Raw genomic sequence first — 24,022 nt, 5'->3', positions numbered from 1 at the left:
AGGTGCCATGTCGGGTCCAGTCTTCGTAGCGTGGACGCTGACCGCGGTGTTCGCCGCGCTCGCCCTGCCCTGTGTGCTGAGACTCGTCCGTTTGGATTACCGCGGCCAGGGCGCGGCGGTGCGCAACGGAGATCTGGCCGAACTGCTGCTCGTCGTGGCCATGGTCGCGATGCTGTCCCCGGTGGGCGGCCCGATCCCCGCGGCGGGCTGGCAGGCGGTATTGGTGCTGACCGCGGGCTGGTTCGCCGTCGCGTGGTGGAAGGGACGGCGGTCCGGGCACGCCGCCTGCGGGCATCACGCCGTCTCCGCCGCGGCGATGCTGTTCATGGTGACGTTCATGCCGCACAGCGAGGTCTCCCACGGGCCCTGGCTGGTGATGTCCGGCGCCGGCGCCGCCCCCGCACTGTGGTTGTCCGTGGTTTTCGGTGCCGTGGCGGCGTATTTCGCGGTGGACGCGGTGCGGGCCGGGGTCCTGGCGGCGCGGGGCGAACCGGGTGCCGGTGAGGTGTCGCGCCGGGTGTGCCGGTCCGTCATGGGACTGGGGATGGGCTACATGCTCCTGGCCGCCGCCCTCTAACCCGCGTTTAGCGGGCTAACTGCGCTCAGGTGCCGACGCGCCGGACGACCCCGTCCCCGGCGTCCCCCGGATCCGGCAGGGCGGCGGCCGGGTTGTCCGAGGCCCAGGCGGCGGCGTCGGCGATGTCCTTGGTGAGCGCGACGATCAGCGCCTCCGACGAGGGGTACGCCTCCTGCTCCCGCAGGTGGTGGCCCAGCCAGACGGTCAGCGTCTCGCCGTAGAGGTCCCCGGCGAAGTCCAGCAGGTGTGCCTCGACGAGCCGGTAGCCGTCCGCGCCGTAGTACGTCGGCCTCCTGCCGACCGAGACCGCGGCCGCGATCCGGGTGCCGTCGGCGCGTTCGGCCCAGCCCGCCCACACTCCGTCGCCGATCTGGCCGTCCTGGTCGCGCAGCGCGATGTTGGCGGTCGGGAAGCCCAGTTCCCGCCCCCGCTGATCGCCCTTCTCCACCTGGCCACGGACCACGAAGAACTCCGCCGTCATACCGCTCCCGTCCCTGCCGTCACGAAAGCCATGAATACCACGAGCCGCGGCCGGGGTCGACCGCCGGTCGCGCCGTGGGAACAGTCCACTGTGTACTCGGTCACGTCGTGACGAGGCGGTACCCGAGATCCAGCTCGGTCCGGCCCAGCAGGCCGACATGCTGCCGGTGCCAGTGCCCGTCGGCGAGGTCGGCGCGCAACCGGCCGACCGCTTCGGCGACGACGTTCTGATCCAGCAGCGCGACACCGGACATCCCGGAGCGCACGCGCTCGGACAGGTACGCCTCGGGCCTGCGCCAATACGCGCCGAGGAATCCGTCGACGCAGTCCGAGGGCACCGGGAGCGGAGCCACCGACGGCGTCCCGCCCAGCGCGGTCAGTTCGTCGACGACGCGGTCGAGGCAGGCCAGCCGGGTCTCGTGCTCGGCGATCTCCGGCAGGTACTCGCGCACCAGCCAGAACCGCGCGAACACCGCCGGATCCCAGGTCACGATCACCTGACGCCGGGACACGCGCCGCAGCTCGGCCAGCCCGGCGGTCACGTCCGTCCAGTGGTGCACGGTGAGCACCGCGAGACCGGCGTCGAAGGCGTCGTCGTGAAACGGGAGGCTCTCCGCACAGGCCTGGACGGCCGGGGCCGCGGTGACCGGACGCTGCCCGATCATCCGCCGCGACGGCTCGACGGCGATCACGCCGCGATCCCCGGGCTCGTAGGAACCGGCGCCGGCGCCGACGTTGACCACCGATCGCGCGTCACCGAGCGCGGCGGTCACGGCGGCCGCGATCCGGGGATCCGGACGTCTCGATCGCGCGTAATCCCGGCCGAGTTCGGCATACGGGTCGGAGATCAAGGGGCGCACCCGGCCGAGTTTAGCCAGAACCCTTACCGGCATGGACGAGGATTCAGTCTGTCGTGGTCAATAAAGTGTCCGAAAGGACCGGTGCCTCGTCCCGGCCGGGCGCGGTGGTCGTGATCAGCAGCCCGGCGGGCTCGCGCCAGACGCGGGTCCGCAGCCGTTCGCCGGGGAAGACGACACCGGCGAACTTGGCCGAGAACGACGCGACGCGCGAGGTGTCGCCGTCGAGGAATTCGTCGGTGACGGCCTTCGCGATGACACCGTAGGTGCACAGGCCGTGCAGGATCGGCGCGTCGAACCCGGCCGCCGCGGCGAACGCGGGATCGGCGTGCAGGGGATTGCGGTCGCCGCAGAGCCGGTAAAGCAGGGCCTGTTGCGGCAGCGTCGGCGTGTCGATGACCGCGTCCGGTTCCCGCGACGGGAGTTCGACGCGATCGGACGGGCCGCGTTCACCGCCGAAACCTCCTTCGCCCCGGGCGAAGATACTCGACCGCAGCGTCCACAGTGGAGAGCCGTCGGAATCCGTGGCGACCGTCTCGTTCACGATCACCGCCGCCTTGCCCTTGTCGAACACGTCGACGATCCGGGTCCGCGCCACGGCCTTGCCGGATACCGGGATCGGCCGGTGCGCGATCACCTCCTGCTTGCCGTGCAACACCTTTCCGAGATCGACCTCGACGCCGGGGAACGAGACGGCGGGAGGTTCGAACACGCGCAGGTTCGCCGCCACGGTCGCGAACGTCGGCAGGACCTGGAGCCCGTCCTCGTAGGTGTAGCGCAGTTCCCGCGGGCTCACCGGATCCGCGCCCGCGCCGAGCGCCAGGTGGTACAGCTGGACGTCCGACGCGGTCCAGGCGAAACCCACCTCACCGAGGTCGGCACCGATCGCGACTGCGGGGTCGATGGGCAAAGCGACTCCTACTCGTAGGTGACGGTGACCTCGTCGGTCAGCGGCAGGGACTGGCACGCCAGCACGATGCCTTCGGCGATGTCGTCGCCGTCGAGGACCTCGTTGTTGAGCATCTTCACCTCGCCGGAGGTGATCCGGCAGGCGCAGGCGCTGCACTGGCCCTCGCGGCAGGAGTACGGCGCGTCAAAACCCTTTTCCAACAACAGGTCCAGCAGCTTGGTCCGGCGTGGCCAGGCCAGTTTCCTGGTCTCGCCGTCCAGCGAGACCTCGAGGCCCGCCGGGCTTTCGGCCTCTTCGACGGCGACAGGTTCGGTCACCTCGAACGGATTCCCGCCGAGGGACAGGAACCGCTCCAGGTGGATCCGCTTGCGTGGCAGGCCGAGTTCCTTGAGGACCGTGCGCGCGGCCTCCATGAACGGGGCCGGGCCACAGATGAACGCCTCGTGCGCGGTGTACGGCCGCACCAGGGCGCGCAGCTGGGCCTCGGTCGGCAGGCCCTGCAGGCTTTCCAGCCAGTGCAGCACGATCAGCCGGTCTTCGTGTTCCGCGGCGAGGTCCGCGAGTTCCCGCGCGAAGATCACCGAGCCCTCGTCGCGGTTCGCGTAGAGGAGCACCACCTTGCCGGTTCCGTGTGCCAGGGCCGATTTCAGGATCGACATCACCGGCGTGATCCCGCTGCCGCCCGCGAGCAACAGGAAGTCCTCGTCGAGCGACGCGGGACTGAACACCCCGGACGGCGGCAGGACCTGGACCTCCTGGCCCGCGCGGAGGTTGTCGCAGAGCCAGTTCGACCCGTAGCCGCCGGTGGTGCGCTTGACGGTGACCTGGACGCGGTTCTCGTGCGGCGCGCTGGAGAGCGAATAGCAGCGGGCCACCGACCCGGTCCGCTCGCTCGGCACGCGGACGGTGAGGAACTGCCCTGGGGTGTAGGCGAAAACCGCGGCGTGCTCGGCCGGGATGTCGAAGACGATCGAGCGCGCGTCGGCGGTTTCGGTGATGACCTCGGCCACGGTCACGGTGACGGGACCGCTCATTCGGGCACCTCCAGCAAGCCGTCCTTCAGCGCGGCGTCGATGCTGTCGCTGAGGTTGGCACAGGTGTCGAGCAACGCCGTCTGGGCCCCGGACGCCTTCCGCTCCGCGAACACCGGGCAGCTCGCGGCCGCGTCGGTGGTCCACTGGATACTGGTGTGCTGCACGCTGTTCTTCTTGACCAGCACACAGGTCCCGCACGTCCGGCAGGCCAGCGGGCGCAGCCCGGCGGTGAGGAATTCGACGGTCTCGGGCTTCACACCCCGGCCTCTTCCGCCTGCTGCCGCGCCAGGTTCTCGGCCACCTCCGCCGCCCAGACCTCGTTCGCGCGGCTGGTGTCCACTTCGAACTCGAACCGCCGCGTCATGTCCTCGGTGACGTCGGCGGCGTCCACGTAGAACTGGTCGTACCAGCGGCGGAGCTGGTAGACCGGCCCGTCCTCCTCGCACAGCAACGGGTTGTCGATCCGCGTCTTGTTGCGCCAGATCTCCACGTCCTGCAGGAAGCCGACGCCGATGCCCTTGGCGAACTTCCCGGCGATCTTGTCCGCGTGCTCGTCCGAGATCCCGGGGAGCTTCTTCACGATCACGCCCCATTGCAGCACGAACGAGTTCTCGGTGACCGGGTAGTGGCAGTTGATCAGCACGTTCTCGATCTCGAAACCCTGGTAGGTGTTGAGCAGGGTGTTGATCATGTACGACGGCCCGAAATAGGACGCCTCGGACCGCAGCAGGTTCTCCTCGCCGCCGTAGTTCGACGCCATTCCCTTGTCCGGACGGCCCTTCGTGTTCAGGTACTGCGTGGCGATATGCCCCTCGAACACGTTCTTGAAATAGGTCGGGAAGGCGTAGTGGATGTAGAAGAAATGCGCCATGTCGACCATGTTGTCGATGATCTCGCGGCAGTTGGAGCCCTCGATCAGGACCGAGTCCCAGGTCCAGTTGCTCCACTCGCCGTTGAACACGCCCTCGATCCGGGGGATGACGACGTCCTCGGGCGGCGGGTTGCCCTCCGGGTCGTTCCAGACGAACAGCTGCTTGTTCTCCTCCAGCACCAGCCACGACTTCGTCCGCGCCCGCAGCGGAACCCTTTTGGCGTAAGGGATCGAGGCGCATTTGCCGTTGCCGCTCCAGCGCCAGTCGTGGAACGGGCAGGCGATCTCGTCGCCCTTGACCTCGCCCTGGGTGAGGTCGCCGCCCATATGGCGGCAGTACCCGTCGAGCACGTTCAGCTTGCCGGACGAGTCGGCGAAGACCACCAGTTTCGTCCCGAACGCCGTGATGGCGTGCGGTTTCCCGTCCCGGAACGACTCGGCGAGGCCGAGACAGTGCCAGCCGCGCGCGAACCGCGAAGGGGGCGCGCCCGCGTCGATCTGCCGTACGGATTCCGTCGTCATCGGCTGCCTCCCGTTTGACCGTGATCTTGCAGCGCGAGATGCTCGGCCGCAAGGTAGCCGAACACCATCGCCGGGCCGATCGTCGCGCCGGGGCCGGCGTAGGTGCGGCCCATCACCGCCGCGCTCGTGTTCCCCGCCGCGTAAAGTCCGTCGATCACCGAACCGTCTTCGCGCAGGACCCGCGCGTGCCGGTCGATCCTCAACCCGCCCTTGGTGCCCAGGTCGCCGGGCACGATCTTCACCGCGTAGTACGGCGCGACGTCGAGCGGGCCGAGGCTCGGGTTGGGTTTGTTCCGCGGGTCGCCGTAGTAGTGGTCGTACGCGCTCCGCCCGCGATGGAAGTCCTCGTCCACGCCGCTCTTCGCGAAGCCGTTGAACCGCCGCACGGTGGCCTCCAGCGCGTCGGCCGGGACCTCCATCCGCTCGGCGAGGTTCGCGATCGTGCTCGCCTTGACCGCGATGCCCGCTTTGAACCAGCGGCCGGGCAGCGGCTGGCGCGGGCCGAGGCCGGTGAACATGTACCGGTTGCGGTTGCGCTGGTCGAACACCAGCCAGGTCGGGATGTTCTCGCCGGGTCCGTCGCCTTCGCCGTACATCGCGTGTACGGCTTCGACGTACGGCGCCGATTCGTTGACGAACCGCTCGCCGTGCGCGTTGACCATCAGGCAGCCCGGCCGCGACCGTTCGGCGAGCGCGAACCACGGGCCGCCGGTCAGCGGGATGGACGGGCCCCACCAGGCGTCGTCCATCAGGTCGGTGGCCGCGCCGAGTTTGAGCCCGGCCCCGATGGCGTCACCGGTGTTGGCTTCGGCGCCGACGGTCCACTCGGTGCCGATGGGCGCGCGCTGGTACTTGACCCGCATCTCCTCGTTGCGCTCGAACCCGCCCGCGCCGAGGACGACGCCGAGCCGGGAGCGGATCAGGGTCTCTTCACCCTGCCGGAGGACCACGACGCCGATCACGCGGTCGTCTTCGACCTGGAGGTCCACGAGCGGGGTGTTCAACCAGACGGGGACATCCGCCCGCCGCAGCCCCTCGCGCAGCCCGGCCGCAAGCGCTTGCCCCATGGAAAGGAGCCGCTGACGGCGGATCCTGCCGACCAGCCAGCGGCCGCCGAGGCCGAGGACGCGGAGGATCCCGCACGGATGCCGGGCGAGCAGGCTCAGCCACCGGTAGTCCGCCTGGGTGATCGGGACGCCCAGCGGGGGAGCGCTGTAGGGAGGCTCCAGCTTCGCCAGCTCCGGCCCGAGCAGGTTGCCGTCGAGGGCCGCCGGTTCGACCGAGCGCCCACCGGCGCGCCCACCGGGTGCTTCGGGGTGGTAGTCGGAGTAACCGCGGACCCAGCGGAAGCGCAACGGCGTCTTCTCGCAGACGAAGGACAGGACCTCGGGGCCTCGGTCGAGGAAGGCCGACCGGAGTTCGGCCGGGACGACGTCCCCGACGATCGACTGGAGGTACTCGTGCGCCCGCTCCGGGGGTTCGTCGATCCCGGCCGCGCGCAGGGCGTGGTTGCCGGGGATCCAGACGCCGCCCCCCGAGCGGGCCGTCGAGCCGCCGAAGTGGGCGGCCTTCTCCACGACCAGGACCTTGAGTCCCCGATGGGCTGCGGACAGTGCGGCGGTCATCCCGGCGGCACCACTGCCCGCCACGATCACGTCGTAGTCCATACGCCCCTCACCTGGAACACGTTGTAGGAAGCAGGGAGCAGCATTCGCGCTGCTCCAGTCACCATAGACGAGAACGTGTTCTAGTTCTAGGGTGGGGTCATGGACTCCCTCGTCGCGGATGTGGTGATCGTGGGTTTCGGTGCGGCGGGCGCCTGCGCGGCGATCGAAGCGGCCGACGCCGGTGCCCGGGTGCTCGTGCTGGACCGGTTCTCCGGCGGTGGCGCGAGCGCCGTGAGCGGCGGTGTCGTCTACGCGGGCGGCGGGACCGCGCAGCAACGGGACGCGGGTGTCGACGATTCCGTCGACGCGATGTACGACTACTTGCGGCTCGAGACCGGCGACGTCGTCTCCGAGGAGACCCTGCGGCGGTTCTGCGCGGGCAGTACGGAGATGATCACCTGGCTGGAGGGCAACGGCGTCCCCTTCGAGGGCAGTCTGTGCCCGTATAAGACGTCCTATCCGAGCGACGCGCACTATCTCTATTACTCGGGCAGCGAGGCGGCGGGCGGTTTCCGTGACGCGGCCAAGCCGGCGCCGCGCGGACATCGCGTCAAGGGGCCCGGCACCTCCGGGAAACTGCTGATGAAACGCCTGATGGAGGCTGTCCGCGGCCGGGGGATCCAGGTGCTGCCGCAGACCGCGGCGCGGAACCTGATCGTCGACGAGAACGGGACCGTGACCGGTGTCGTCGTGTCCTCCTTGCGCGACGCCCCCGCCCGGGTGCGGGCCACGCACCGGAGACTGGCCGCGTATGCCGCGAAACCGGGGATCTACGTACCGTCGCTGCGGAAATCACTGCATCAGCGGGTGGAGCGGATCGAACGCCGCTATGGCCGTGAGCTGCGGATTTCCGCCACGCGAGGGGTCGTCCTCGCGGCGGGCGGGTTCATCGCGAACCGTGAGATGGTGCGCGAGCACGCGCCCGCCTATCGCGGCGGGCTGGCGCTCGGGACGTCGGCCGACGACGGGTCCGGGATCCGGCTCGGTGTCGAGGCGGGCGGGGTTACCGCGGAACTCGGGCGGATCTCCGCCTGGCGGTTCATCACGCCGCCGTCGGCCTTTCTCGGCGGACTGCTCGTCGACGAGACCGGCGGGCGGATCATCGACGAATCCCGGTACGGCGCGGCCGTCGGCGAACGCATGATCACCGAACACGGTGGGCGCGGCTGGCTGCTGGTCGACGACGCCATCGTGCGGGAGGTCCGGCGTGACGCGCGCGGGCAAAGCCAGTGGTTCCAAGGACTTCAGGTGCGCTACCTGCTGCGGCAACGCGTGGTCGCCGATTCGCTCGACGAGGTCGCGCGTAAGGCCGGTATCGATCCCGCCGGGCTGGCGGCCAGTGTCGAAGCCGCTCGTTCCGGGGCCGATCCGACGGGTAAACCCGCGGAGTTCGCGCGGCCGCTGGACCAGTCGCCGTACTCGCTGATCGATGTCTCGATCCGGCCCAACATCGGCTATCCGTGCCCGATGCTGACGCTGGGTGGCTTGGTCGTCGACGAGGAGACCGGCGCCGTCCGGGCGGCCTCCGGCGTCCCCATTCGCGGGCTGTACGCGGCGGGCCGGACCGCGGTGGGAATCTGTTCTAGGTCCTATGTGAGCGGTCTGTCGTTGGCCGATTGCGTGTTTTCCGGCCGCCGTGCCGGAGCGCACAGTGCCCTCGACCGGGGATCGGTCGACAAAAACGAGAACGTGTTCTAGTCTTGGATCCGGTTCACGGTCGATGGCGAGAGAGGGAACGCATATGAGCGAGCACGCCGCGCAGGACGTGATCGCGGGGATCCGGGAGCTCCTGCCGGTCCTGCGAGAGCGGGCGCAGGAGGCGGAGGACGCCCGGCGCATTCCCGAGGAGTCCGTCAAATCCCTGCAGGAGACCGGGTTCTTCAAACTCCTGCAGCCGAAGACGTTCGGTGGTCTCGAAGCCGACCCGGTGAGCTTCTACACGTGCGTCAAACTCGTCGCGAGCGCCTGCGGGTCCACCGGCTGGGTCGCCTCCATCCTCGGCGTCCACCCGTGGCACCTCGGGCTGTTCGAAGCGCAGGCACAGCAGGACGTCTGGGGCGACGACCCGGACGTCCGGATCTCCTCGTCGTACGCGCCGATGGGCAAGGCGGACGTCGTCGACGGCGGCTACCGGCTCAGCGGGCGCTGGAGTTTCTCCTCCGGTTGTGATCACGCGACCTGGGTGCTGCTCGGCGGCCCGGTGTTCAAGGACGGCAAGCCGGTCGACTTCTGCACCTACCTGGTCCCGATCTCCGACTACACGATCGAGGATGTCTGGGACACCGTGGGCCTGCGCGGCACCGGGTCGAACGACATCATCGTGAACGACGTCTTCGTCCCGAAGCACCGTGCGCTCAGCTTCATCGCGACGTCGAAGTGCAAGACGCCGGGACAGGAGATCAACCCCGGGCCGCTGTACAAACTTCCCTACGGTTCGGTGCATCCGAGCACGATCACCGCGCCGATCATCGGGATGGCGCAGGGCGCCTACGACGCGCACGTCGAGTACCAGGGCAAGCGCGTCCGCGCGGCCTACGCGGGCGAGCAGTCCAAAGAGGACCCCTTTGCGAAGGTGCGTATCGCCGAAGCGGCGAGTGAGATCGACGCGGCCTGGCTTCAGCTGACGCACAACATCGACGAGCTGTACCAGCTGGCGTGCAAGGGGGAGAAGCTGCCGTTCCCCACGCGGCTGCGGGTGCGCCGCGACCAGGTCCGCGGAACGGAACGCGCGATCTTCGCGATCGACAGGCTCTTCGAGAACTCCGGTGGCCGGGCCTTGCAGGCCGGAACCCCGATCCAGCGGTTCTGGCGCGACGCCCACGCCGGCCGGGTGCACGCGGCGAACGACGCCGAGCGCGCCTACGTCATGTTCGGAACCGGCGCCTTCGGGCTGCCCGTCGAGAATGCGATGGTCTGATGGCCGAAGGAAAGTACGTCACCGTCCAAGGTGGACTGAAGCTGCACTACCACGAGGCGGGCGTGGAGCATCCGGAGACGGTGATCCTCCTGCACGGTGGTGGTCCCGGCGCGTCGGCGTGGAGCAACTTCGGGCGGAACCTGCCGGTGTTCGCCAAGAACTACCGGACACTGGCGATCGACCAGCCCGGATTCGGCCGCTCGGACAAGCCGACGGAACATCCGCAGTACTTCCGCCACAGCGCGGACGCCGTCGTCGGGCTGATGGACGAACTCGGCGTCGAACGGGCCCATTTCGTGGGGAACTCGCTCGGCGGCGGGACGGCCGTGCGGCTCGCGCTGAACTATCCGAAGCGTGCGGGACGTCTGGTGCTGATGGGACCCGGCGGGCTGAGCGTGAACGTGTTCGCACCCGATCCCACCGAGGGCATCAAGAACCTGGGCCGGTTCAGCGCCCCGCCGGGCCCGAGCCGCGAGAAACTGGAAGCCTTCCTGCGGATCATGGTGCACGACCAGTCGCTGATCACCGACGAACTCGTCGACGAGCGGTTCGCCGCCGCGAGCGCGCCCGAGTCGCTGGCCGCGATGAAGGCGATGGGGAAGTCCTTCGCCCAGCCCGACACCTACGAGGAGGGCATGCTGTGGCGTGAGGCGCATCGCCTGCGCCAGCGGGTGCTGCTCATCTGGGGCCGGGAGGACCGGGTCAACCCGCTCGACGGGGCCCTGCTCGCGCTGAAGACGATCCCGCGCGCCCAGCTGCACGTGTTCGGTGGTTGCGGGCACTGGGCGCAGCTGGAGAAGTTCGACGAATTCAACCGGCTGGCACTCGACTTCCTGGGAGCCTCCTGATGGGTATCCGTTCGCTCGCCTACCTTCGCATCGAAGCCACCGACATGGCCGCGTGGCGCGAATACGGGCTGAAGGTCCTCGGCATGGTGGAGGGTTCCGGCACGAATCCGGACGCGCTCTACCTGCGCATGGACGATTTCCCGGCCCGGCTGGTGATCTTCCCCGGCGAACGGGACAGGCTCGCGCAGGCGGGCTGGGAGGTCGCCAACGCCGGCGAACTCGACGAGATCCGCGCCTCGCTCGACGCGCATTCGGTGCCGTACAAGGAAGGAACGCCGGACCAGCTCGCCGATCGACGGGTCGACGGTCTGGTGTCCTTTGAGGACCCTTCAGGAAATACGCTCGAAGTCTTCCACGGTGTCGCGTTGCAGCATCGGCGCGTGGTGAGCCCATACGGTCACAGGTTCGTCACCGGCGAGCAAGGGCTCGGGCACGTCGTACTGTCCACAAACGACGATGAAGCGTCACTGCGGTTCTACCGGGATGTCCTCGGCTTCCGCCTGCGGGACTCCATGAAACTGCCGCCGCAGATGGTCGGCAGGCCCGCCGACGGCGCGCCCGCGTGGCTGCGGTTCTTCGGCTGCAACCCGCGTCACCACAGTCTCGCGTTCCTCCCGATGCCGACACCGAGCGGCATCGTGCACCTGATGGTCGAAGTGGAGAACACCGACGACGTCGGACTCTGCCTCGACCGGGCCATCCGCCGGAAGGTGCCGATGTCGGCCACCCTCGGGCGGCACGTCAACGATCTGATGCTCTCGTTCTACATGAAGACCCCCGGCGGATTCGACGTCGAATACGGCTGTGAGGGCAGGCAAGTGGACGACGAGAGCTGGATCGCCCGAGAGAGTACGGCGGTTTCCCTGTGGGGACACGACTTTTCAGTCGGCGCCCGTCCGCCGGGTCAGTCGTGACCCCGGTGACGGACCTCGGCGCGGACATCGATCCGGCGCGGTTCCGCACGGTGCTCGGGCATTTCTGCACGGGCGTCGCGGTGGTGACCGGGCACGACGGCACGGCTCCGGTGGGGTTCGCCTGCCAGTCGTTCGCGGCGCTTTCCCTGGACCCGCCGCTGGTACTGTTCTGTCCCGCCAAGACTTCCCGGACCTGGGCTGTGCTCGCCGAGTCCGGCCGGTTCGCCGTCAACGTGCTCGCCGAAGACCAGCAGGAGGTCAGCGCGGTGTTCGGCGCGCGGGGCGAGGACAAGTTCGCTGCGATCGACTGGACCCCCGCCCCGTCCGGATCTCCGTTGCTCACCGGAGCCCTGACCTGGATCGACTGCGCGCTCGAAGCCGTGCACGAAGCGGGTGACCACTACGTCGTCGTCGGACGGGTCACCGCGCTCGGGGACCCGTCCGACGATCGTCCGCTGCTGTTTCACCGCGGCCGGTACACGGTGACCGAACCGGTGACCGACGCGCTCGCGGCGCTCATGCCCTGGCCGCGTCCCGACGATTGGCTCTGATCGGCTCGCCCGCTTCGTGCAGGCTGCGCAACGCGAGCCGGTAGGACTCGGTGAGCCCCGTCTCGTGGTACGGCACGCCGATCTCGGCGCAGTACTCCTGGACGATCGGCCGGGCGCGGCGCAGATGCGGCGACGGCATACTCGGGAAAAGATGGTGCTCGATCTGGTAGTTGAGCCCGCCGAGCGCGACGTCGACGATCCGGCCGCCGCGGACGTTGCGTGAGGTGAGAACCTGCTTGCGGAGGAAGTCGAGTTCGGTGTCACCGGACAGGATCGGCATCCCCTTGTGGTTCGGCGCGAAGATCGATCCCATGTAGACACCCCACAGTGCTTTGTGGACAATGAAGAAGACCAGCGCCTTGCCGGGTGAGAGCACGACGAGCAGCGCGCTGAAGTAGAGCGCGAAATGCGCCAGCAGCAACGCCGCTTCGAGTCCGCGTGCCCGCAGGCCCGGCTTCGAGACCGCGCGCAGCCCGGAGAAGTGCAGGTTCAGGCCTTCGAGCGTGAGCAACGGGAAGAACAGGAACGCCTGGTAGCGGCCGATGAACCGGGGGATCCCCTTGCTGGCCCTCGCCTGGCCCTTCGACCACACCAGGATGTCCGGATCGACGTCGGGATCGAGGTCCTCGTGGTTCGGGTTGGCGTGGTGGCGGGTGTGCTTGTCCATCCACCAGCCGTAACTCATGCCGATTCCGAGGTTCCCCGCGATCCGGCCGGCGATCTCGCTCGGGCGGCGGGTCCGGAACACCTGACGGTGCGCGAGATCGTGCGACAGCAGGGCGATCTGGCCGAACATCACCGCCAGGAACACGGCGATCCCCAGCTGCCACCAGGAATCGCCGATCGCGAAGAAAGCGATCCAGCCGGAGACGAAGAGGGTGGCGACCAGGGCGATGCGGAAGACATAGTAGCCCGGTCGGCGGTCGAGGAGGCCCGCCTCGCTGATGCGGCGGGACAGGCGGGCGAAATCACTGCCCGTGCGGAGGTTTGCGGTCACCGTTGTGAGTCTGGTTCGGATCGGGGGCGGGGTGAATGCGGTGAGCAGGTGGGTGGGGGCGGGGGCTGGCCCTACCCTGGGGGCTCGGGTGTTCGGTTCCGGGGGAGGGGATCGGTTCCGAGGCGGCCGACTCGGTTGGGTTGACGAGAAGCACGAGGTGGGCGGCACGGGGTTGGGACCGGTTCCCGTCCGCCTCTCGCCGAGATCAACGCGCGGCAGGAGTTCGTGGCGTCCGAAAGCGACGGTGACGAGTTCGAACAGGCATGGGGCGGGCCCGCGGCGGGAAATGAACGTCCGGCCTCGGAGCCAGGAAAGCTTGTCGTCGCCGGTTGGCACTGGGGGCTTGAACCGGCCGAAGCGTCCACTAAAGCGTTGTTGGACAAGGTTCACTCACTAGTTGGAACCACGCGATCTTCGCGCCGCTCGAACTCATGTTCGACTATGATCTTGGTCATGACCCAAACTCTTGTTCACAGCCGGAAAGCCGCTCGCCTTCTCGATCGCGCTTACGACGAGGAAGTCGTGCTTCGACGGGCGCAGGGGCGGCAAGTGCGTTCCATAGCCGGGTTCGCCGCCGTGGGTGGTTCCCGAAGATCGGTGACCGAGGAGGTGGCACTCGCCTTCTCGGTCACCCGCAACCAGGCGCATCTGCTGGTCGAAACCTCCTGTGCCCTGGTGGCCCGGTTGCCGAACACGTTGGCGGCACTGGAGAAGGGGGACATCGACCTGTTCAAGGCGTCGAAGGTCAGCCAGCTGACCCGCGACGTCTCCGATGAGGTCGCAGCCCAGGTGGACGCGTTCATGACCAAACGTCTCGCCGAACGCGATCCCGGGGCGATCCGGAAATCGGTGGAGTACGCGGTGCAGAAGTTCGACCCCACCGGTTATGAGGAACGTGCCGCGAAGAAACGCGCGCTGCGCCATATCTCGCTGGAGCACGAAGACGAGACGATGTCGAAGCTGTCGGGTTTTCTGCCCACCGAGATGGCAAGTTCGATCTACGCGTCCCTGAGCCGCGCCGCCCGCGCCCGCCGCGCCGAAGACAAGTCCCGCACCCTCGACCAGCACCGCGCCGACATCTTCGCCGAACGTCTCCTCGCCGAAGGCGGCCAAGGCAAACCTCGCGCGCACATCCACGTCTACGTCGATCTGCTGACGCTGACAGGTGCGCGCGAGGATCCCGCAATCCTGGCGGGTTACGGGCCCATTCCGGACTGGCTCGTGCGAGAGATCGCCTCCGACCCAGAATCGACGTGGTCGCGATTGATCACCGACCCCGCCACCGGGCAGATCCTGGAAGCCGGTGCCGACCAGTACCGGTCCCCTGCGTCACTGGCCAGGTTGATCAAGGCGCGGGACCGGGAATGCACCCATCCCGGCTGCCACCGCCCCGCCGAGTTCTCCGAGATCGACCACATCACCACCTGGGCGCGGAACGGCAAGACCGATGAGCACAACTGCCACACCTCCTGCAAGATCCACAACCTCCTCAAAGAGGAACCCGGCTGGTCCGCGGTACCCAACGGCAACGGTGGCATGACCATCACCACTCCCACCGGCCGCACCTACACCGCGACACCCGAACCACTCCATGACCCGCGACCGGAACCGGAGGACGACGCTCCGGCCTCCTGATCGGCGTGGATGTGCCGCGGCTGCCCGGACGTTCGCCGGGTAGTGGTACTGGTGCGCCCTGGAGCGGGTTGGGCCCGCTCCCGCTCCAGGGATCTCTGGCGAAGACCGGCCCTCCACGTGCTTTATGCCCTAGTGGCTGCGGCCCGTGCGGCATCGAACGGGGCCTGTCGAGCACGATCCGCAAACCCCGAGACCGTCGGCCGGAATCGGAGGACGACACGTCACCGTTCCGATCGGTACGGACGTACCTCGCTGCTCGGACGCGCCCAGGCAGGTGGCACCGCCGCGCCCCTGGAGTGAGCACGGCTCGAACCACTCCCGCACCCCGGGAATCTCCGGCGACCCCGGCCCTGCGCGCCCCTACGACTCTGTCCCCACGGCCCTCTACGACCCCGGCCCCACAACGCCCGGCCCTGCAACGCCCGGCCCTACGACCCCTGCACCTACGACCCAGCGGCAGCCGCCCGCGCTGCATCGAACGGAGCCCGATCGAACACGATCCGCAACTCCACGATCTTCCCCTCCCGCACCGTCAGCAGCTCCGCCCCCGGAGCGCTGGCCACCGGAAGGGTCGCCGTGTCGTACATCAGCAACGCGGTCGCGTCGTCCCCGAACGCCGAAAGCAAAGACGACCCGGTCAGGATCCGGGTGAACGGCTCCATGAACTCGCGAAACGCCTCCGCTCCATCGAGGCGCCCGCCGGGGGAGTGGCAGACGATGTCGTCGGCGACGTAGGTCATCGCCTTCTCGAAGTCCTTGCCCGTCCACGCGCGGTGGTAGGAGAGCGCGACATCCAAGGCGGGACTGGTCATGATGGTTCCTTTCGTCGGTCTTCACCCCGTCAGACCCCACCTCCGCCCGAAACGGAACGGTGCGCCGCGAAAAACGGTACGCCGCGAAAACGGTGCGCCGCGAAAAAGGTCGTGGCAGGATCGGCCCGTGAGCACGAGGATCACGGACGAGCAGGCGTTTCGCGAGCTCACCGACACCTACCGGCACGAGCTGCACCTGCACTGTTACCGGATCCTCGGCTCTCTCACCGACGCCGAGGACGCCGTCCAGGAGACGCTCCTGGCCGCATGGCGGGGTCTCGACGGCTTCGAGGGACGCTCGTCGCTCCGAACCTGGCTGTACCGCATCGCCACCAACCGCTGCCTCAACGTCCTGAGGGACGCGGGCCGCCGTCGCCCACCTGAACCGGTGCCGCCCTTCACCCCACCGGAGCCGAGCCGCCGCGGCGAGGTGACCTGGTTGCAGCCGTACCCGGACGAACTCCTCGAGCGCGTCGCCGACAGTGAGCCCGGCCCCGAAGCGCGCTACAGCACCAGAGAGGCCGTCGAACTCGCCTTCATCACCGGCCTGCAGCTTCTCCCGCCGAGACAAGCCGCCGCGCTCGTCCTGCGCGACGTCCTGTGCTTCCCCGCCGGCGAGGTCGCGAGCATGCTCGGCACCACCGAGACGGCGGTCAAAGGCATCCTCCAGCGCGCCCGCGCCTCCCTCGACAAGCATCGCGACGGCGCCGGGCACCGGCCGTCACCCCGGGAACGCGAGCTGACCAGGCGGTTCGCCGACGCATTCACCGAGGGGGACCTCGACGGCGTCCTCCGCCTGCTCACCGACGACGCCTGGCTCGCCATGCCGCCCGCGCCGCACGAGTACCACGGTCCCGACGCGATCGCCGGTTTCCTCCGCGTCACCATGGCCGTCCCGGTCCCGGAGGGCTTCGGAATGACGCTCACCCGGGCGAACAACCAGCCCGCCTTCCAGTGTCACCATGGCGAAAGCCCGGCCGGGCTGATGGTCCTCACTTTCGACGGGGACCGGATCCGCGCCATCACCCGATTCCTGGAGGCGCAGACTCTCGTGAGTGGTAATGAGGGTTAGAACCCTCTTTGCCACTCACGAGACCGCCGGTCGTACCCGCCCGAGGTGCTCGCCAGGCGCGCCGAACAGCTGTGCCGCGCCGTGTGCCCGCTTGAAATAGCGGTGCGCCGGATGCTCCCAGGTGATCGCGATCCCGCCGTGCAGCTGGATCATCTCGCCCGCCACCGTCGCCAGCGCTTCCGAGCAATACACCTTCGCCACCGCCGCCAGCCTGCTCGACTCCGGCGCCGCGTAGGCCGCCGAACGCGCGGTCTCCACCAGGACGTGGAGGTCCGCCATCCGATGCTTCAGCGCCTGGAACCCGCCGATCGGCCTGCCGAACTGATGGCGCTGCTTGCTGTACTCCACCGTCAGCTCCAACGCCCGCGCCGCCGCTCCGGCCTGCTCGGCGGCGAGGACGGCGCACGCGACGTCCCGCAGCGCGGCGAGATCGACCGGGCCGAGCAGCCGGGCGGGGGCGTGGTCGAAGGTCACGCGGGCCAGCCGCCGGGTCTCGTCCATCGCCGGGGTCCGCACGGCACGGAAGTCCGAGACTTCGTACAGCGAATCGCCGGCCACGACCAGCAGGATCTCGGCTTCGTCGCCATTGAGCACATAATGCGCCTCACCGTCCACAGTGGATCCGGAGGCCCCGCAGGCTGGAGCACCCCACCGGCCGTCGGCGTCGGCCCAGGCCACCGCGCCGACGGCTCCTTCGGCGAGCAGGGGGAGCAGGCGTGCGCAGGTCTCGTCGTCCCCGGTGGCCAGCACCGCGTGCACGGCGAGCACGGCCGAACCAAGGAACGGGACGTCGGCGAGGACCCGGCCCACTTCCTCGGCCACCACTTGCAGCTCCGCCGTCCCGGCCCCGAGCCCGCCGAAGCGTTCGGGAACGGCCAGCGCTGCCACGCCGATCTGTTCGCACAGTTCCGGCCAGGGATCCGCTTCCCGTTCCAGCAGCTTCCGGACGCTGTCCCGCAGCGCCTCCTGCTCGGCGGTGAACGTCATGACAGCACCCGCTCCCGATGGAATCGTGGCGTGCCCCAGGCGCCGGTCAGCGCGCGGACCCGGGTCAGCCGCAGACCGAGCGCGTGCTCGGCGGTGTACCCGATCGCGCCGTGCACCTGCAGCCCGGTGCGGGCGGCGAGGTGCGCCGCGTCGCCGCAGGCCACCTTGGCGGCGGAGACGTCGCGGTGGTCCAGGGTGACGGCCGCGCCGAACAGCAGCGGCTCGGCCAGCGTGAGCGCGGTCGCCACATCGGCGAGCAGATGCTTGACCGCCTGATACCCGCCGATCTCCTGCCCGTACTGCTTGCGTTGCGCGGCATACGCGACGGACGTGTCGAGCAGCCACCGCCCCGCGCCGAGGAGGTGCGCGGCCGTGGCCAGGCAGCCCAGTTCGAACGCGCGATCCGCGTCGAGCGCCGTGCCGAGGTCGTCGCCCGCGACTGGCGGGAACAAGCGCCGCGATCCGTCTACAGAGGACAAAAGTGCGCCGGGAGTGAAGGTGCGCAGCCTGCCGTTCTCGACCGCGATACGCGCGTCGGCGACGTCGGAATCCAAGGCGTAGGGCACATGCAGCGCGAAGGCCACCGACGCCAGGGTCTCCCCGGACGCGACCGAGGTCAGCAGTTCGTCGTCCAGCAAGGACGGCAGCACGGCCACGGTATCGGTCCACGGACCGGGAACGCAGTGGTACCCCAGCCGTTCGAAGCCCACGGCCAGATCGACCGGGGTGGCGCCGAGCCCGTCGTACCGTTCCGGGACGGCCAGCGCGGTCACGCCGAGTTCCGCCAGTCGTCGCCAGATCTTGAGCCCCGGCCCCGGATCACCGGCCGCCCAGGACCGGTTGGCCGTGTCGGTGTCCAAACCGGACAGGAGATCGTGCAGGCTGCGGGAAAACTGTTCCTGCTCACCGGAGAGCGCGAATCTCATCGGGCCCCCTTCGGCAGGCCGAGCAGCCGTTCGGCGACGATGGACCGCTGGATCTGGTCGGTCCCGCCGTAGATCGGGCCTGCCAGGGAGAACAGCCAGCCCTCGCTCCACCGGCCGCGGAGTTCGGCGTCGGGGCCGAGGATGTCGAGCGCGGTTTCGTGCAGGGCGACGTCGAGATGCGACCAGAAGAGCTTGTTGACACTCGATTCCGGCCCGAGTGCGGCGCCTTCGGAGAGCCGGGTGACCGTGCCGAACGTGTACAGGTGATAGGCCCGCGCGCCGATCCAGGCGTCGGCGACCCGGTCGGCGGTGTGCGCGGGACGTCCATTCTCGTGCCACAGCGAGACCAGCCGATCGGCCGCGGCGAGGAACCGGCCGGGACTGCGCAGGGACAGGCCGCGTTCGTTGTTCGCCGTCGTCATGGCGACCCGCCAGCCCTCGCCCGGAGCGCCGATCACGTCTTCGTCGGGCACGAAGACGTCGTCGAGGAAGATCTCCGCGAACCCCGGTTCGCCGTCCAGCTGGGGGATCGGCCGGACGGTGACACCCTCGGCCCGCAGATCCACCATCAGATAGGTGAGACCCTTGTGCCGCACCGAATCGGGATCACTGCGGAACAGGCCGAAGGCCCGGTCGGCGAACGTCGCCCGTGAACTCCACGTCTTCTGCCCGCTGACTCGCCAGCCGCCGTCGCAGCGGGTCGCGGTGCTCCGGAGCGCGGCGATGTCGCTGCCCGCCTCGGGTTCCGACCACGCCTGAGCCCAGACCTCCGCCGAGCGCGCCATTTTCGGCAGGATCCGTCGTCGCTGCTCTTCCGTGCCGTGGGAGAAGAGGGTGGGCGCCAGCATGAAGATACCGTTCTGGTTGACCCGCAGCGGCGCGCCCGCCGCGTAGTACTCCTCCTCGAACAGCACCCATTCGAGGAGACTCGCGTCCCGTCCGCCGAGTTCGCGCGGCCACGAGACCACCGACCACCGGGCATCGGCCAGTTTCGCCTCCCAGTCCCGGTGCTGTGCGAATCCCTCGGCCGTGTCGAACGACTTCAGCGGCTCGGCGGGAACGTGGGCGGTGAGCCAGGCGCGGGCTTCGTCGCGGAAGGCGAGCGTGCGCTCGTCGAGATCGAGATCCATCACGAGGTCCTGTTCGCGTCCCGCATCGAGCGCGCGTCCTGCCCACCCAAGGAGTCACCCCCGGACACCTCGGCGTTGTGCGCGTGCGCGAAGTGGTGCAGCCCGAACACGGAGTCCATTCCGGACCGGAGCCCCATCAGGTCTTCGGCCTGGTTGACCGCCTTCTTGGCGAGCGCGAGCCCCATCCGCGGCATCACGGCGATCTTCTCCGCCAGCGCCATCGTCTCGGTTTCGAGATCGGCACGCGGCACGACGCGGTTCAGCATGCCCCATTCCTTGGCCTGCTGTGCCGTGAAGCGCTCACCGGTGAACAGCACCTCCTTGGCCGCACGCGGACCGAGGACCCAGGGGTGCGCGAAGTACTCGACTCCGGGAATCCCCATGCGCACCACGGGATCGGCGAAGAAGGCGTCGTCGGAGGCGACGATCATGTCGCAGACCCACGCCAGCATCAGCGCGCCCGCGATGCACGCGCCCTGCACACTCGCGATGGTCGGCTTCGGGATCTCCCGCCACCGGCGGCACATGCCGAGATAGACCTCCGACTCCCGGGCGAACCGCTGGTCACCGCCCTCGGCGCCGACGTGGTCCCACCACAGGACCGCCTTGCGGTCGAAGGAGACGTCCACGTCGCGCTCCGGCGTCCCGATGTCGTGCCCGGCGGAGAAATGCTTGCCCGCCCCGGCCAGCACGATCACCTTGACCTCGGGATCGTCGACGGCGCGGGCGAACGCCGCGTCGAGCGCGTAGGTCATCGCCGAGTTCTGCGCGTTCCGGTACTCCGGCCGGTTCATCGTGACGACGGCCACCGGCCCGCGCCGCTCGTACTCGACGGTCATCCGTTCTCCTCCCGCAACACGCGTTTCAGTACTTTCCCCGAGGGATTCCGCGGGATCTCCGCCACGAAGTCGACAAAGCGAGGACGTTTGTAGTTGGCCAATTCGCCCTCGCAGTACGAAAGGACGTCCTCTGTGGACAGTTCGGCACCGGGACGCGGCCGGACGAACGCCTTGCCGACCTCGCCGAGCCGTTCGTCGGGAACCCCGACGACGGCCACCTCGGCGGCCCCGTCCAGTCGGCTGATCACCTGCTCGACCTCGGCCGGGTAGACGTTGAAACCGCCGCAGACGTACATGTCCTTGATCCGGTCCACGATCTTCAGGTAGCCGTCTTCGTTCAGCACGCCGACGTCACCGGTGTGCAACCAGCCCTCCGGATCGACGGCCTTGGCGGTGGCCTCCGGATCGTCGAGATACCCGAGCATCACGTTCGGCCCGCGCAGCAGGACCTCGTCGTGTTCGCCGAGCTTCACCTCGAACCCCGCCGTCGCACGGCCGGAGTAGTTCGACACGATTTCCGCGTCGTCCTCGGGGCGGGACATGGTCGCGACGACGGCTTCCGTCAGCCCGTAGGCGGTGAGCACGGCGTCGAAACCCAGTTCCGCCCGCATCCGCTCGACGAGCGGGACCGGCACCGGGGCGGCGCCGGTGACGGCGAGGCGGAGACTGGACAGATCATGGTCCGCGCGTTCGGGCGCGTCCAGCAGCACCTGGTAGATCGTGGGCGCGCCGGGCAGCACGGTGACGCGTTCGGTTTCGATGAGCCGCAGGGTTTCCCGGACGTCGAAGGTGCGCTGCGGCAGGATGGCCGCGCCCCGCGAGACCGCGGCGAGGATGCCCGCCTTGTACCCGAAGCTGTGGAAGAACGGGTTGATCACGAGATACCGGTCTTCTCCGGTCAGGCCACCGCACTCGGCCCATGCCTCGGCGACGCCCATCGCCTGGCGGTGAGTGCTCATCGCGCCCTTGCTGCGGCCGGTGGTCCCGGAGGTGAAGAGGATGTCGCTGACGTCGTCCGCCTTGGCGGGACTGGTGAAAGTGTCGTCGTATCCGGCCAGCGCGTCCCATTCCGTGACGCCGTCGACCGGGTCCTCGGTGCCTTCGACCGGGATGCGCAGCACGGTGCCGGGGCGGGCGGCGCCGAGGTCCGCCAGCCGGTCCGTGCCGAGGAACGTGCCGGTGATCGCCAGCGCGGACACCCGCGCGCGTTCGAGGATGTCGACGGTCTCGCGGGCCGTGAAGCGGGTGTTGACCGGGATCAGTGTCGCACCGGCGTACAGCGCGCCGAGCCCCGCGACGACCCAGTGCCAGGTGTTGGGGGAGCAGAGCGCGATCCGTTCGTGGCCCTCGAAGAACCGCGCCGCCTGCCGCACCCGGCGCGCGAGTTCGCCATAGGTGAGCCGGACTTCGCCGTCCACCAGCGCTTCCCGCCCGGCGAAACGCTCCGCGGCCGTGTCGAGCGCCGCCGGGATGGTTCCTTCGGCCATTGAAGTCTCCCTAGCAAGTGCTTGGTAGGGTAGCCTACGCAGCAGGCCCTGGTTTGGCTAGAGGAGGCAGGCGTGGCTCAGGACGGTTTCCGTGACCGCGTGCGCACCTGGCTGGCGGAGAACCTGCCGCCGGAACTGCGTGGCCTGGGCGGTCCCGGCCGGGAGCACGAGGCCTTCGACGAACGCGTGGAATGGGAGCGGCGGCTCGCGAAGGCGGGTTGGACCTGCGTCGGCTGGCCGGTCGAGCACGGTGGGCAAGGTGCGACCCTCGAACAGCAGGTCGTCTTCCACGAGGAGTACGCGCGAGCGGACGCGCCGGCGAGAGTGAGTCATCTGGCCCAGGAACTCCTCGGCCCCACCCTGATCGCGTTCGGCACGCCGGAACAGCGGAGGCGTTTCCTGCCCCCGATCGTGGCCGTCGAGGAACTGTGGTGCCAGGGCTATTCCGAACCCGGCGCCGGCTCCGACCTCGCCGCCGTGTCGACCACGGCGACCCTCGAAGGCGGCGAGTGGGTGGTGCGCGGCCAGAAGGTGTGGACGTCGCTCGCGCATGTGGCGGACTGGTGTTTCGTCCTCGCCCGCACCGAATCCGGCTCGAAACGCCACAAAGGACTGTCCTATTTGCTCGTCCCGATGCGGCAGCCCGGGGTCGAGGTCCGTCCGATCCGGCAGCTCACCGGGACGTCGGAGTTCAACGAGGTCTTCTTCGACGGCGCCCGCACCGCCGAGGATCTCGTCGTCGGGGAACCGGGCGACGGCTGGCGCGTGGCGATGGGCACGCTCGCCTTCGAACGCGGCGTCGCGACGCTCGGGCAGCAGGTCGGCTTCCGCCGGGAACTCGAAGAACTCACCAGGATCGCCCCCGACGACCCGGTGATCGCCGAACGGATCGACCGCGCCTGGGTCGGCCTGGAGGTCATGCGGGCGCACGCGATCCGCACCCTCGGCGACTCGTCGCCCGGCGTCGCCGAAGTGTCCAAACTGGTCTGGGCGAACTGGCACCGGGATCTGGGGGAACTCGCGATGCTCGTCCGCGGTGCCCGGGGCATGCTCGCCGAAGACGGCCTCGACGCCTGGCAGCGCCTCTTCCTCTTCACCCGTGCCGACACGATCTACGGCGGCTCCAACGAAATCCAGCGCAACGTCATCGCCGAGCGCGTGCTCGGCCTGCCAAGGGAGGTGCGACCGTGATCCCGGTGCCGAAGTACCCCGAGGGGGCGAACCTCCTGCGGGACAAGGTGGTCGTGGTGACGGCGGCGGCCGGGACCGGGATCGGTTCCGCGGTGGCGAAACGCGCGCTGGAGGAAGGCGCCCGGGTCGTGATCAGCGACTGGCACGAACGGCGGCTCGCGGAAAAGGCCGCCGAACTCGGCGACGTCCACGCGATCGCGTGTGATGTCACGCAGGAGGAGCAGATCCAGGCGCTCTTCGACGGCGCCGCCGAGCGCTACGGCCGGATCGACGTCCTGATCAACAACGCCGGGCTCGGCGGCACCAAGTCCATAGTGGACATGACCGACGACGAGTGGGCCCGGGTCATCGACGTGACCCTCAACGGCACCTTCCGCGCGACGCGGGCCGCCGTGAACCGGTTCATCGCCCAGGGCGGCGGCGGGGTGATCGTCAACAACGCTTCGGTGATCGGCTGGCGCGCGCAGGCCGGGCAGGCGCACTACGCGGCGGCGAAAGCGGGCGTCATGGCCCTCACCCGGTGCGCGGCCGTCGACGTCGCCGGACACGGCATCCGCGTCAACGCCGTCGCGCCGAGCCTCGCGATGCATCCGTTCCTCGCCAAGGTGACCAGCGAGGAACTGCTCACCGAACTCACCGCGCGCGAGGTGTCGGGGAGGGCGGCGGAACCCTGGGAAGTGGCGAATGTGATGGTGTTCCTCGCCAGTGAGTACTCGTCGTACCTCACCGGCGAGGTCGTGTCCGTGAGTTCCCAGCATGCGTGAGACCTGTTGGCGGAGCAGAGGGTTAACCTGGTGA

At 69.1% G+C, this 24,022-nt stretch carries 24 protein-coding genes; 10 read left to right on the top strand and 14 right to left on the bottom strand.

Going from position 1 to position 24,022, the window contains the following annotated elements:
- Positions 1-7 precede the first annotated feature (7 nt).
- The gene (locus L324_RS03415) at positions 8-577 is read left to right on the top strand and encodes a DUF5134 domain-containing protein (RefSeq protein ID WP_037304010.1); all 570 of its coding nucleotides are present in this window, start codon (positions 8-10) and stop codon (positions 575-577) included.
- A gap of 25 nt (positions 578-602) precedes the next feature.
- On the opposite strand, the gene L324_RS03410 is transcribed toward L324_RS03415, so the two are convergent.
- From L324_RS03410 to kstD, 7 genes are all read right to left on the bottom strand, one after another.
- A complete protein-coding gene (locus L324_RS03410) occupies positions 603-1,058 on the bottom strand; it encodes a riboflavin kinase (protein ID WP_037304009.1) in 456 nt (151 codons plus the stop codon).
- A gap of 100 nt (positions 1,059-1,158) precedes the next feature.
- Positions 1,159-1,908, bottom strand: a complete 750-nt coding sequence (locus tag L324_RS03405) for a class I SAM-dependent methyltransferase (RefSeq protein WP_037304008.1) — start codon at positions 1,906-1,908, stop codon at positions 1,159-1,161.
- A 52-nt stretch (positions 1,909-1,960) separates the two neighbouring features.
- Positions 1,961-2,824 (bottom strand): enoyl-CoA hydratase ChsH3, encoded by an 864-nt coding sequence (gene chsH3, locus L324_RS03400; RefSeq protein ID WP_037304007.1) that lies wholly within the window; start codon positions 2,822-2,824, stop codon positions 1,961-1,963.
- 8 nt (positions 2,825-2,832) lie between these two features.
- Positions 2,833-3,858, bottom strand: a complete 1,026-nt coding sequence (locus L324_RS03395; protein WP_037304006.1) for a ferredoxin--NADP reductase — start codon at positions 3,856-3,858, stop codon at positions 2,833-2,835.
- Entirely contained in the window at positions 3,855-4,115 is a 261-nt protein-coding gene (locus L324_RS03390) for a hypothetical protein (RefSeq protein WP_037304005.1), read from the bottom strand. Before L324_RS03390 ends, L324_RS03395 begins: the two co-directional genes overlap by 4 nt.
- Complete coding sequence (locus tag L324_RS03385) at positions 4,112-5,251, bottom strand: 3-ketosteroid-9-alpha-monooxygenase, oxygenase component (protein WP_037304004.1); 1,140 nt, start codon at positions 5,249-5,251, stop codon at positions 4,112-4,114. The genes L324_RS03390 and L324_RS03385 overlap by 4 nt, the downstream gene beginning before the upstream one ends.
- Complete coding sequence (gene kstD / locus L324_RS03380; protein ID WP_037304002.1) at positions 5,248-6,918, bottom strand: 3-oxosteroid 1-dehydrogenase; 1,671 nt, start codon at positions 6,916-6,918, stop codon at positions 5,248-5,250. Before kstD ends, L324_RS03385 begins: the two co-directional genes overlap by 4 nt.
- Before the next feature lie 99 nt (positions 6,919-7,017).
- Between kstD and L324_RS03375 the strand changes: the two genes are divergently transcribed.
- The 5 genes from L324_RS03375 to hsaB are packed head-to-tail and all read left to right on the top strand — an operon-like array spanning position 7,018 to position 12,148.
- Positions 7,018-8,616 (top strand): FAD-binding protein, encoded by a 1,599-nt coding sequence (locus tag L324_RS03375; RefSeq protein WP_037304001.1) that lies wholly within the window; start codon positions 7,018-7,020, stop codon positions 8,614-8,616.
- 43 nt (positions 8,617-8,659) lie between these two features.
- Positions 8,660-9,835: a 3-hydroxy-9,10-secoandrosta-1,3,5(10)-triene-9,17-dione monooxygenase oxygenase subunit gene (hsaA, locus tag L324_RS03370; RefSeq protein ID WP_037304000.1), complete on the top strand. Its 1,176-nt coding sequence runs from the start codon at positions 8,660-8,662 to the stop codon at positions 9,833-9,835.
- Positions 9,835-10,683 (top strand): 4,5:9,10-diseco-3-hydroxy-5,9,17-trioxoandrosta-1(10),2-diene-4-oate hydrolase, encoded by an 849-nt coding sequence (hsaD, locus tag L324_RS03365; protein ID WP_037303999.1) that lies wholly within the window; start codon positions 9,835-9,837, stop codon positions 10,681-10,683. The genes hsaA and hsaD overlap by 1 nt, the downstream gene beginning before the upstream one ends.
- Positions 10,683-11,597: an iron-dependent extradiol dioxygenase HsaC gene (gene hsaC / locus L324_RS03360; RefSeq protein ID WP_037303998.1), complete on the top strand. Its 915-nt coding sequence runs from the start codon at positions 10,683-10,685 to the stop codon at positions 11,595-11,597. Before hsaD ends, hsaC begins: the two co-directional genes overlap by 1 nt.
- Positions 11,594-12,148, top strand: coding sequence for a 3-hydroxy-9,10-secoandrosta-1,3,5(10)-triene-9,17-dione monooxygenase reductase subunit (hsaB, locus tag L324_RS03355; RefSeq protein ID WP_037303997.1), 555 nt, complete (start codon positions 11,594-11,596; stop codon positions 12,146-12,148). Before hsaC ends, hsaB begins: the two co-directional genes overlap by 4 nt.
- On the opposite strand, the gene L324_RS03350 is transcribed toward hsaB, so the two are convergent.
- Positions 12,114-13,145: a fatty acid desaturase family protein gene (locus tag L324_RS03350; RefSeq protein ID WP_037303996.1), complete on the bottom strand. Its 1,032-nt coding sequence runs from the start codon at positions 13,143-13,145 to the stop codon at positions 12,114-12,116. The two genes, hsaB and L324_RS03350, sit on opposite strands and share 35 nt — an antisense overlap.
- Before the next feature lie 549 nt (positions 13,146-13,694).
- Here L324_RS03350 and L324_RS03345 point away from each other — a divergent pair.
- Positions 13,695-14,780 (top strand): HNH endonuclease signature motif containing protein, encoded by a 1,086-nt coding sequence (locus L324_RS03345; RefSeq protein WP_235783397.1) that lies wholly within the window; start codon positions 13,695-13,697, stop codon positions 14,778-14,780.
- A 443-nt stretch (positions 14,781-15,223) separates the two neighbouring features.
- Here the strand turns inward: L324_RS03345 and L324_RS03340 are convergent, their stop codons facing one another.
- The gene (locus tag L324_RS03340) at positions 15,224-15,592 is read right to left on the bottom strand and encodes a nuclear transport factor 2 family protein (protein WP_037303994.1); all 369 of its coding nucleotides are present in this window, start codon (positions 15,590-15,592) and stop codon (positions 15,224-15,226) included.
- A 127-nt stretch (positions 15,593-15,719) separates the two neighbouring features.
- Here L324_RS03340 and L324_RS03335 point away from each other — a divergent pair, with 127 nt between their 5' ends.
- Positions 15,720-16,664 (top strand): RNA polymerase subunit sigma-70, encoded by a 945-nt coding sequence (locus L324_RS03335; protein WP_037303993.1) that lies wholly within the window; start codon positions 15,720-15,722, stop codon positions 16,662-16,664.
- Between the two features lie 15 nt (positions 16,665-16,679).
- Here the strand turns inward: L324_RS03335 and L324_RS03330 are convergent, their stop codons facing one another.
- Genes L324_RS03330 through L324_RS03310 form a run of 5 tightly spaced genes read right to left on the bottom strand, consistent with a single transcriptional unit; the run spans position 16,680 to position 22,033 of the window.
- Complete coding sequence (locus tag L324_RS03330) at positions 16,680-17,651, bottom strand: acyl-CoA dehydrogenase family protein (RefSeq protein ID WP_037303992.1); 972 nt, start codon at positions 17,649-17,651, stop codon at positions 16,680-16,682.
- Entirely contained in the window at positions 17,648-18,577 is a 930-nt protein-coding gene (locus L324_RS03325) for an acyl-CoA dehydrogenase family protein (RefSeq protein ID WP_037303990.1), read from the bottom strand. Before L324_RS03325 ends, L324_RS03330 begins: the two co-directional genes overlap by 4 nt.
- Entirely contained in the window at positions 18,574-19,707 is a 1,134-nt protein-coding gene (locus L324_RS03320) for an acyl-CoA dehydrogenase family protein (RefSeq protein ID WP_037303988.1), read from the bottom strand. The genes L324_RS03325 and L324_RS03320 overlap by 4 nt, the downstream gene beginning before the upstream one ends.
- Complete coding sequence (locus tag L324_RS03315) at positions 19,707-20,546, bottom strand: enoyl-CoA hydratase (RefSeq protein ID WP_037303986.1); 840 nt, start codon at positions 20,544-20,546, stop codon at positions 19,707-19,709. Before L324_RS03315 ends, L324_RS03320 begins: the two co-directional genes overlap by 1 nt.
- Positions 20,543-22,033 (bottom strand): FadD3 family acyl-CoA ligase, encoded by a 1,491-nt coding sequence (locus L324_RS03310; RefSeq protein WP_037303983.1) that lies wholly within the window; start codon positions 22,031-22,033, stop codon positions 20,543-20,545. The genes L324_RS03315 and L324_RS03310 overlap by 4 nt, the downstream gene beginning before the upstream one ends.
- Before the next feature lie 72 nt (positions 22,034-22,105).
- Between L324_RS03310 and L324_RS03305 the strand changes: the two genes are divergently transcribed.
- Both L324_RS03305 and L324_RS03300 read left to right on the top strand, forming a co-directional pair.
- Positions 22,106-23,224, top strand: coding sequence for an acyl-CoA dehydrogenase family protein (locus L324_RS03305; RefSeq protein WP_037303981.1), 1,119 nt, complete (start codon positions 22,106-22,108; stop codon positions 23,222-23,224).
- On the top strand, positions 23,221-23,988 hold the full coding sequence (locus L324_RS03300) for an SDR family oxidoreductase (RefSeq protein ID WP_037303978.1): 768 nt from the start codon (positions 23,221-23,223) through the stop codon (positions 23,986-23,988). Before L324_RS03305 ends, L324_RS03300 begins: the two co-directional genes overlap by 4 nt.
- Positions 23,989-24,022 lie beyond the last annotated feature (34 nt).

The sequence above is a fragment of the Amycolatopsis orientalis DSM 40040 = KCTC 9412 genome, assembly GCF_000478275.1.
Lineage (GTDB): Bacteria > Actinomycetota > Actinomycetes > Mycobacteriales > Pseudonocardiaceae > Amycolatopsis > Amycolatopsis orientalis.
The sequence above is the reverse complement of the archived record's forward strand: the minus strand, read 5'-3'. Positions and strand labels throughout refer to the sequence as shown.

Bases quoted from the DNA above. Each gene is read 5' to 3' on its own strand.
- hsaD (WP_037303999.1), top strand. From the start codon at position 9,835: ATGGCCGAAGGAAAGTACGTCACCGTCCAAGGTGGACTGAAGCTGCAC.
- L324_RS03385 (WP_037304004.1), bottom strand. From the start codon at position 5,251: ATGACGACGGAATCCGTACGGCAGATCGACGCGGGCGCGCCCCCTTCG.
- L324_RS03375 (WP_037304001.1), top strand. From the start codon at position 7,018: ATGGACTCCCTCGTCGCGGATGTGGTGATCGTGGGTTTCGGTGCGGCG.
- kstD (WP_037304002.1), bottom strand. From the start codon at position 6,918: ATGGACTACGACGTGATCGTGGCGGGCAGTGGTGCCGCCGGGATGACC.
- L324_RS03395 (WP_037304006.1), bottom strand. From the start codon at position 3,858: ATGAGCGGTCCCGTCACCGTGACCGTGGCCGAGGTCATCACCGAAACC.
- L324_RS03325 (WP_037303990.1), bottom strand. From the start codon at position 18,577: ATGAGATTCGCGCTCTCCGGTGAGCAGGAACAGTTTTCCCGCAGCCTG.
- L324_RS03410 (WP_037304009.1), bottom strand. From the start codon at position 1,058: ATGACGGCGGAGTTCTTCGTGGTCCGTGGCCAGGTGGAGAAGGGCGAT.
- L324_RS03310 (WP_037303983.1), bottom strand. From the start codon at position 22,033: ATGGCCGAAGGAACCATCCCGGCGGCGCTCGACACGGCCGCGGAGCGT.
- L324_RS03315 (WP_037303986.1), bottom strand. From the start codon at position 20,546: ATGACCGTCGAGTACGAGCGGCGCGGGCCGGTGGCCGTCGTCACGATG.
- hsaA (WP_037304000.1), top strand. From the start codon at position 8,660: ATGAGCGAGCACGCCGCGCAGGACGTGATCGCGGGGATCCGGGAGCTC.
- L324_RS03330 (WP_037303992.1), bottom strand. From the start codon at position 17,651: ATGACGTTCACCGCCGAGCAGGAGGCGCTGCGGGACAGCGTCCGGAAG.
- L324_RS03320 (WP_037303988.1), bottom strand. From the start codon at position 19,707: ATGGATCTCGATCTCGACGAGCGCACGCTCGCCTTCCGCGACGAAGCC.
- L324_RS03415 (WP_037304010.1), top strand. From the start codon at position 8: ATGTCGGGTCCAGTCTTCGTAGCGTGGACGCTGACCGCGGTGTTCGCC.
- L324_RS03340 (WP_037303994.1), bottom strand. From the start codon at position 15,592: ATGACCAGTCCCGCCTTGGATGTCGCGCTCTCCTACCACCGCGCGTGG.
- hsaC (WP_037303998.1), top strand. From the start codon at position 10,683: ATGGGTATCCGTTCGCTCGCCTACCTTCGCATCGAAGCCACCGACATG.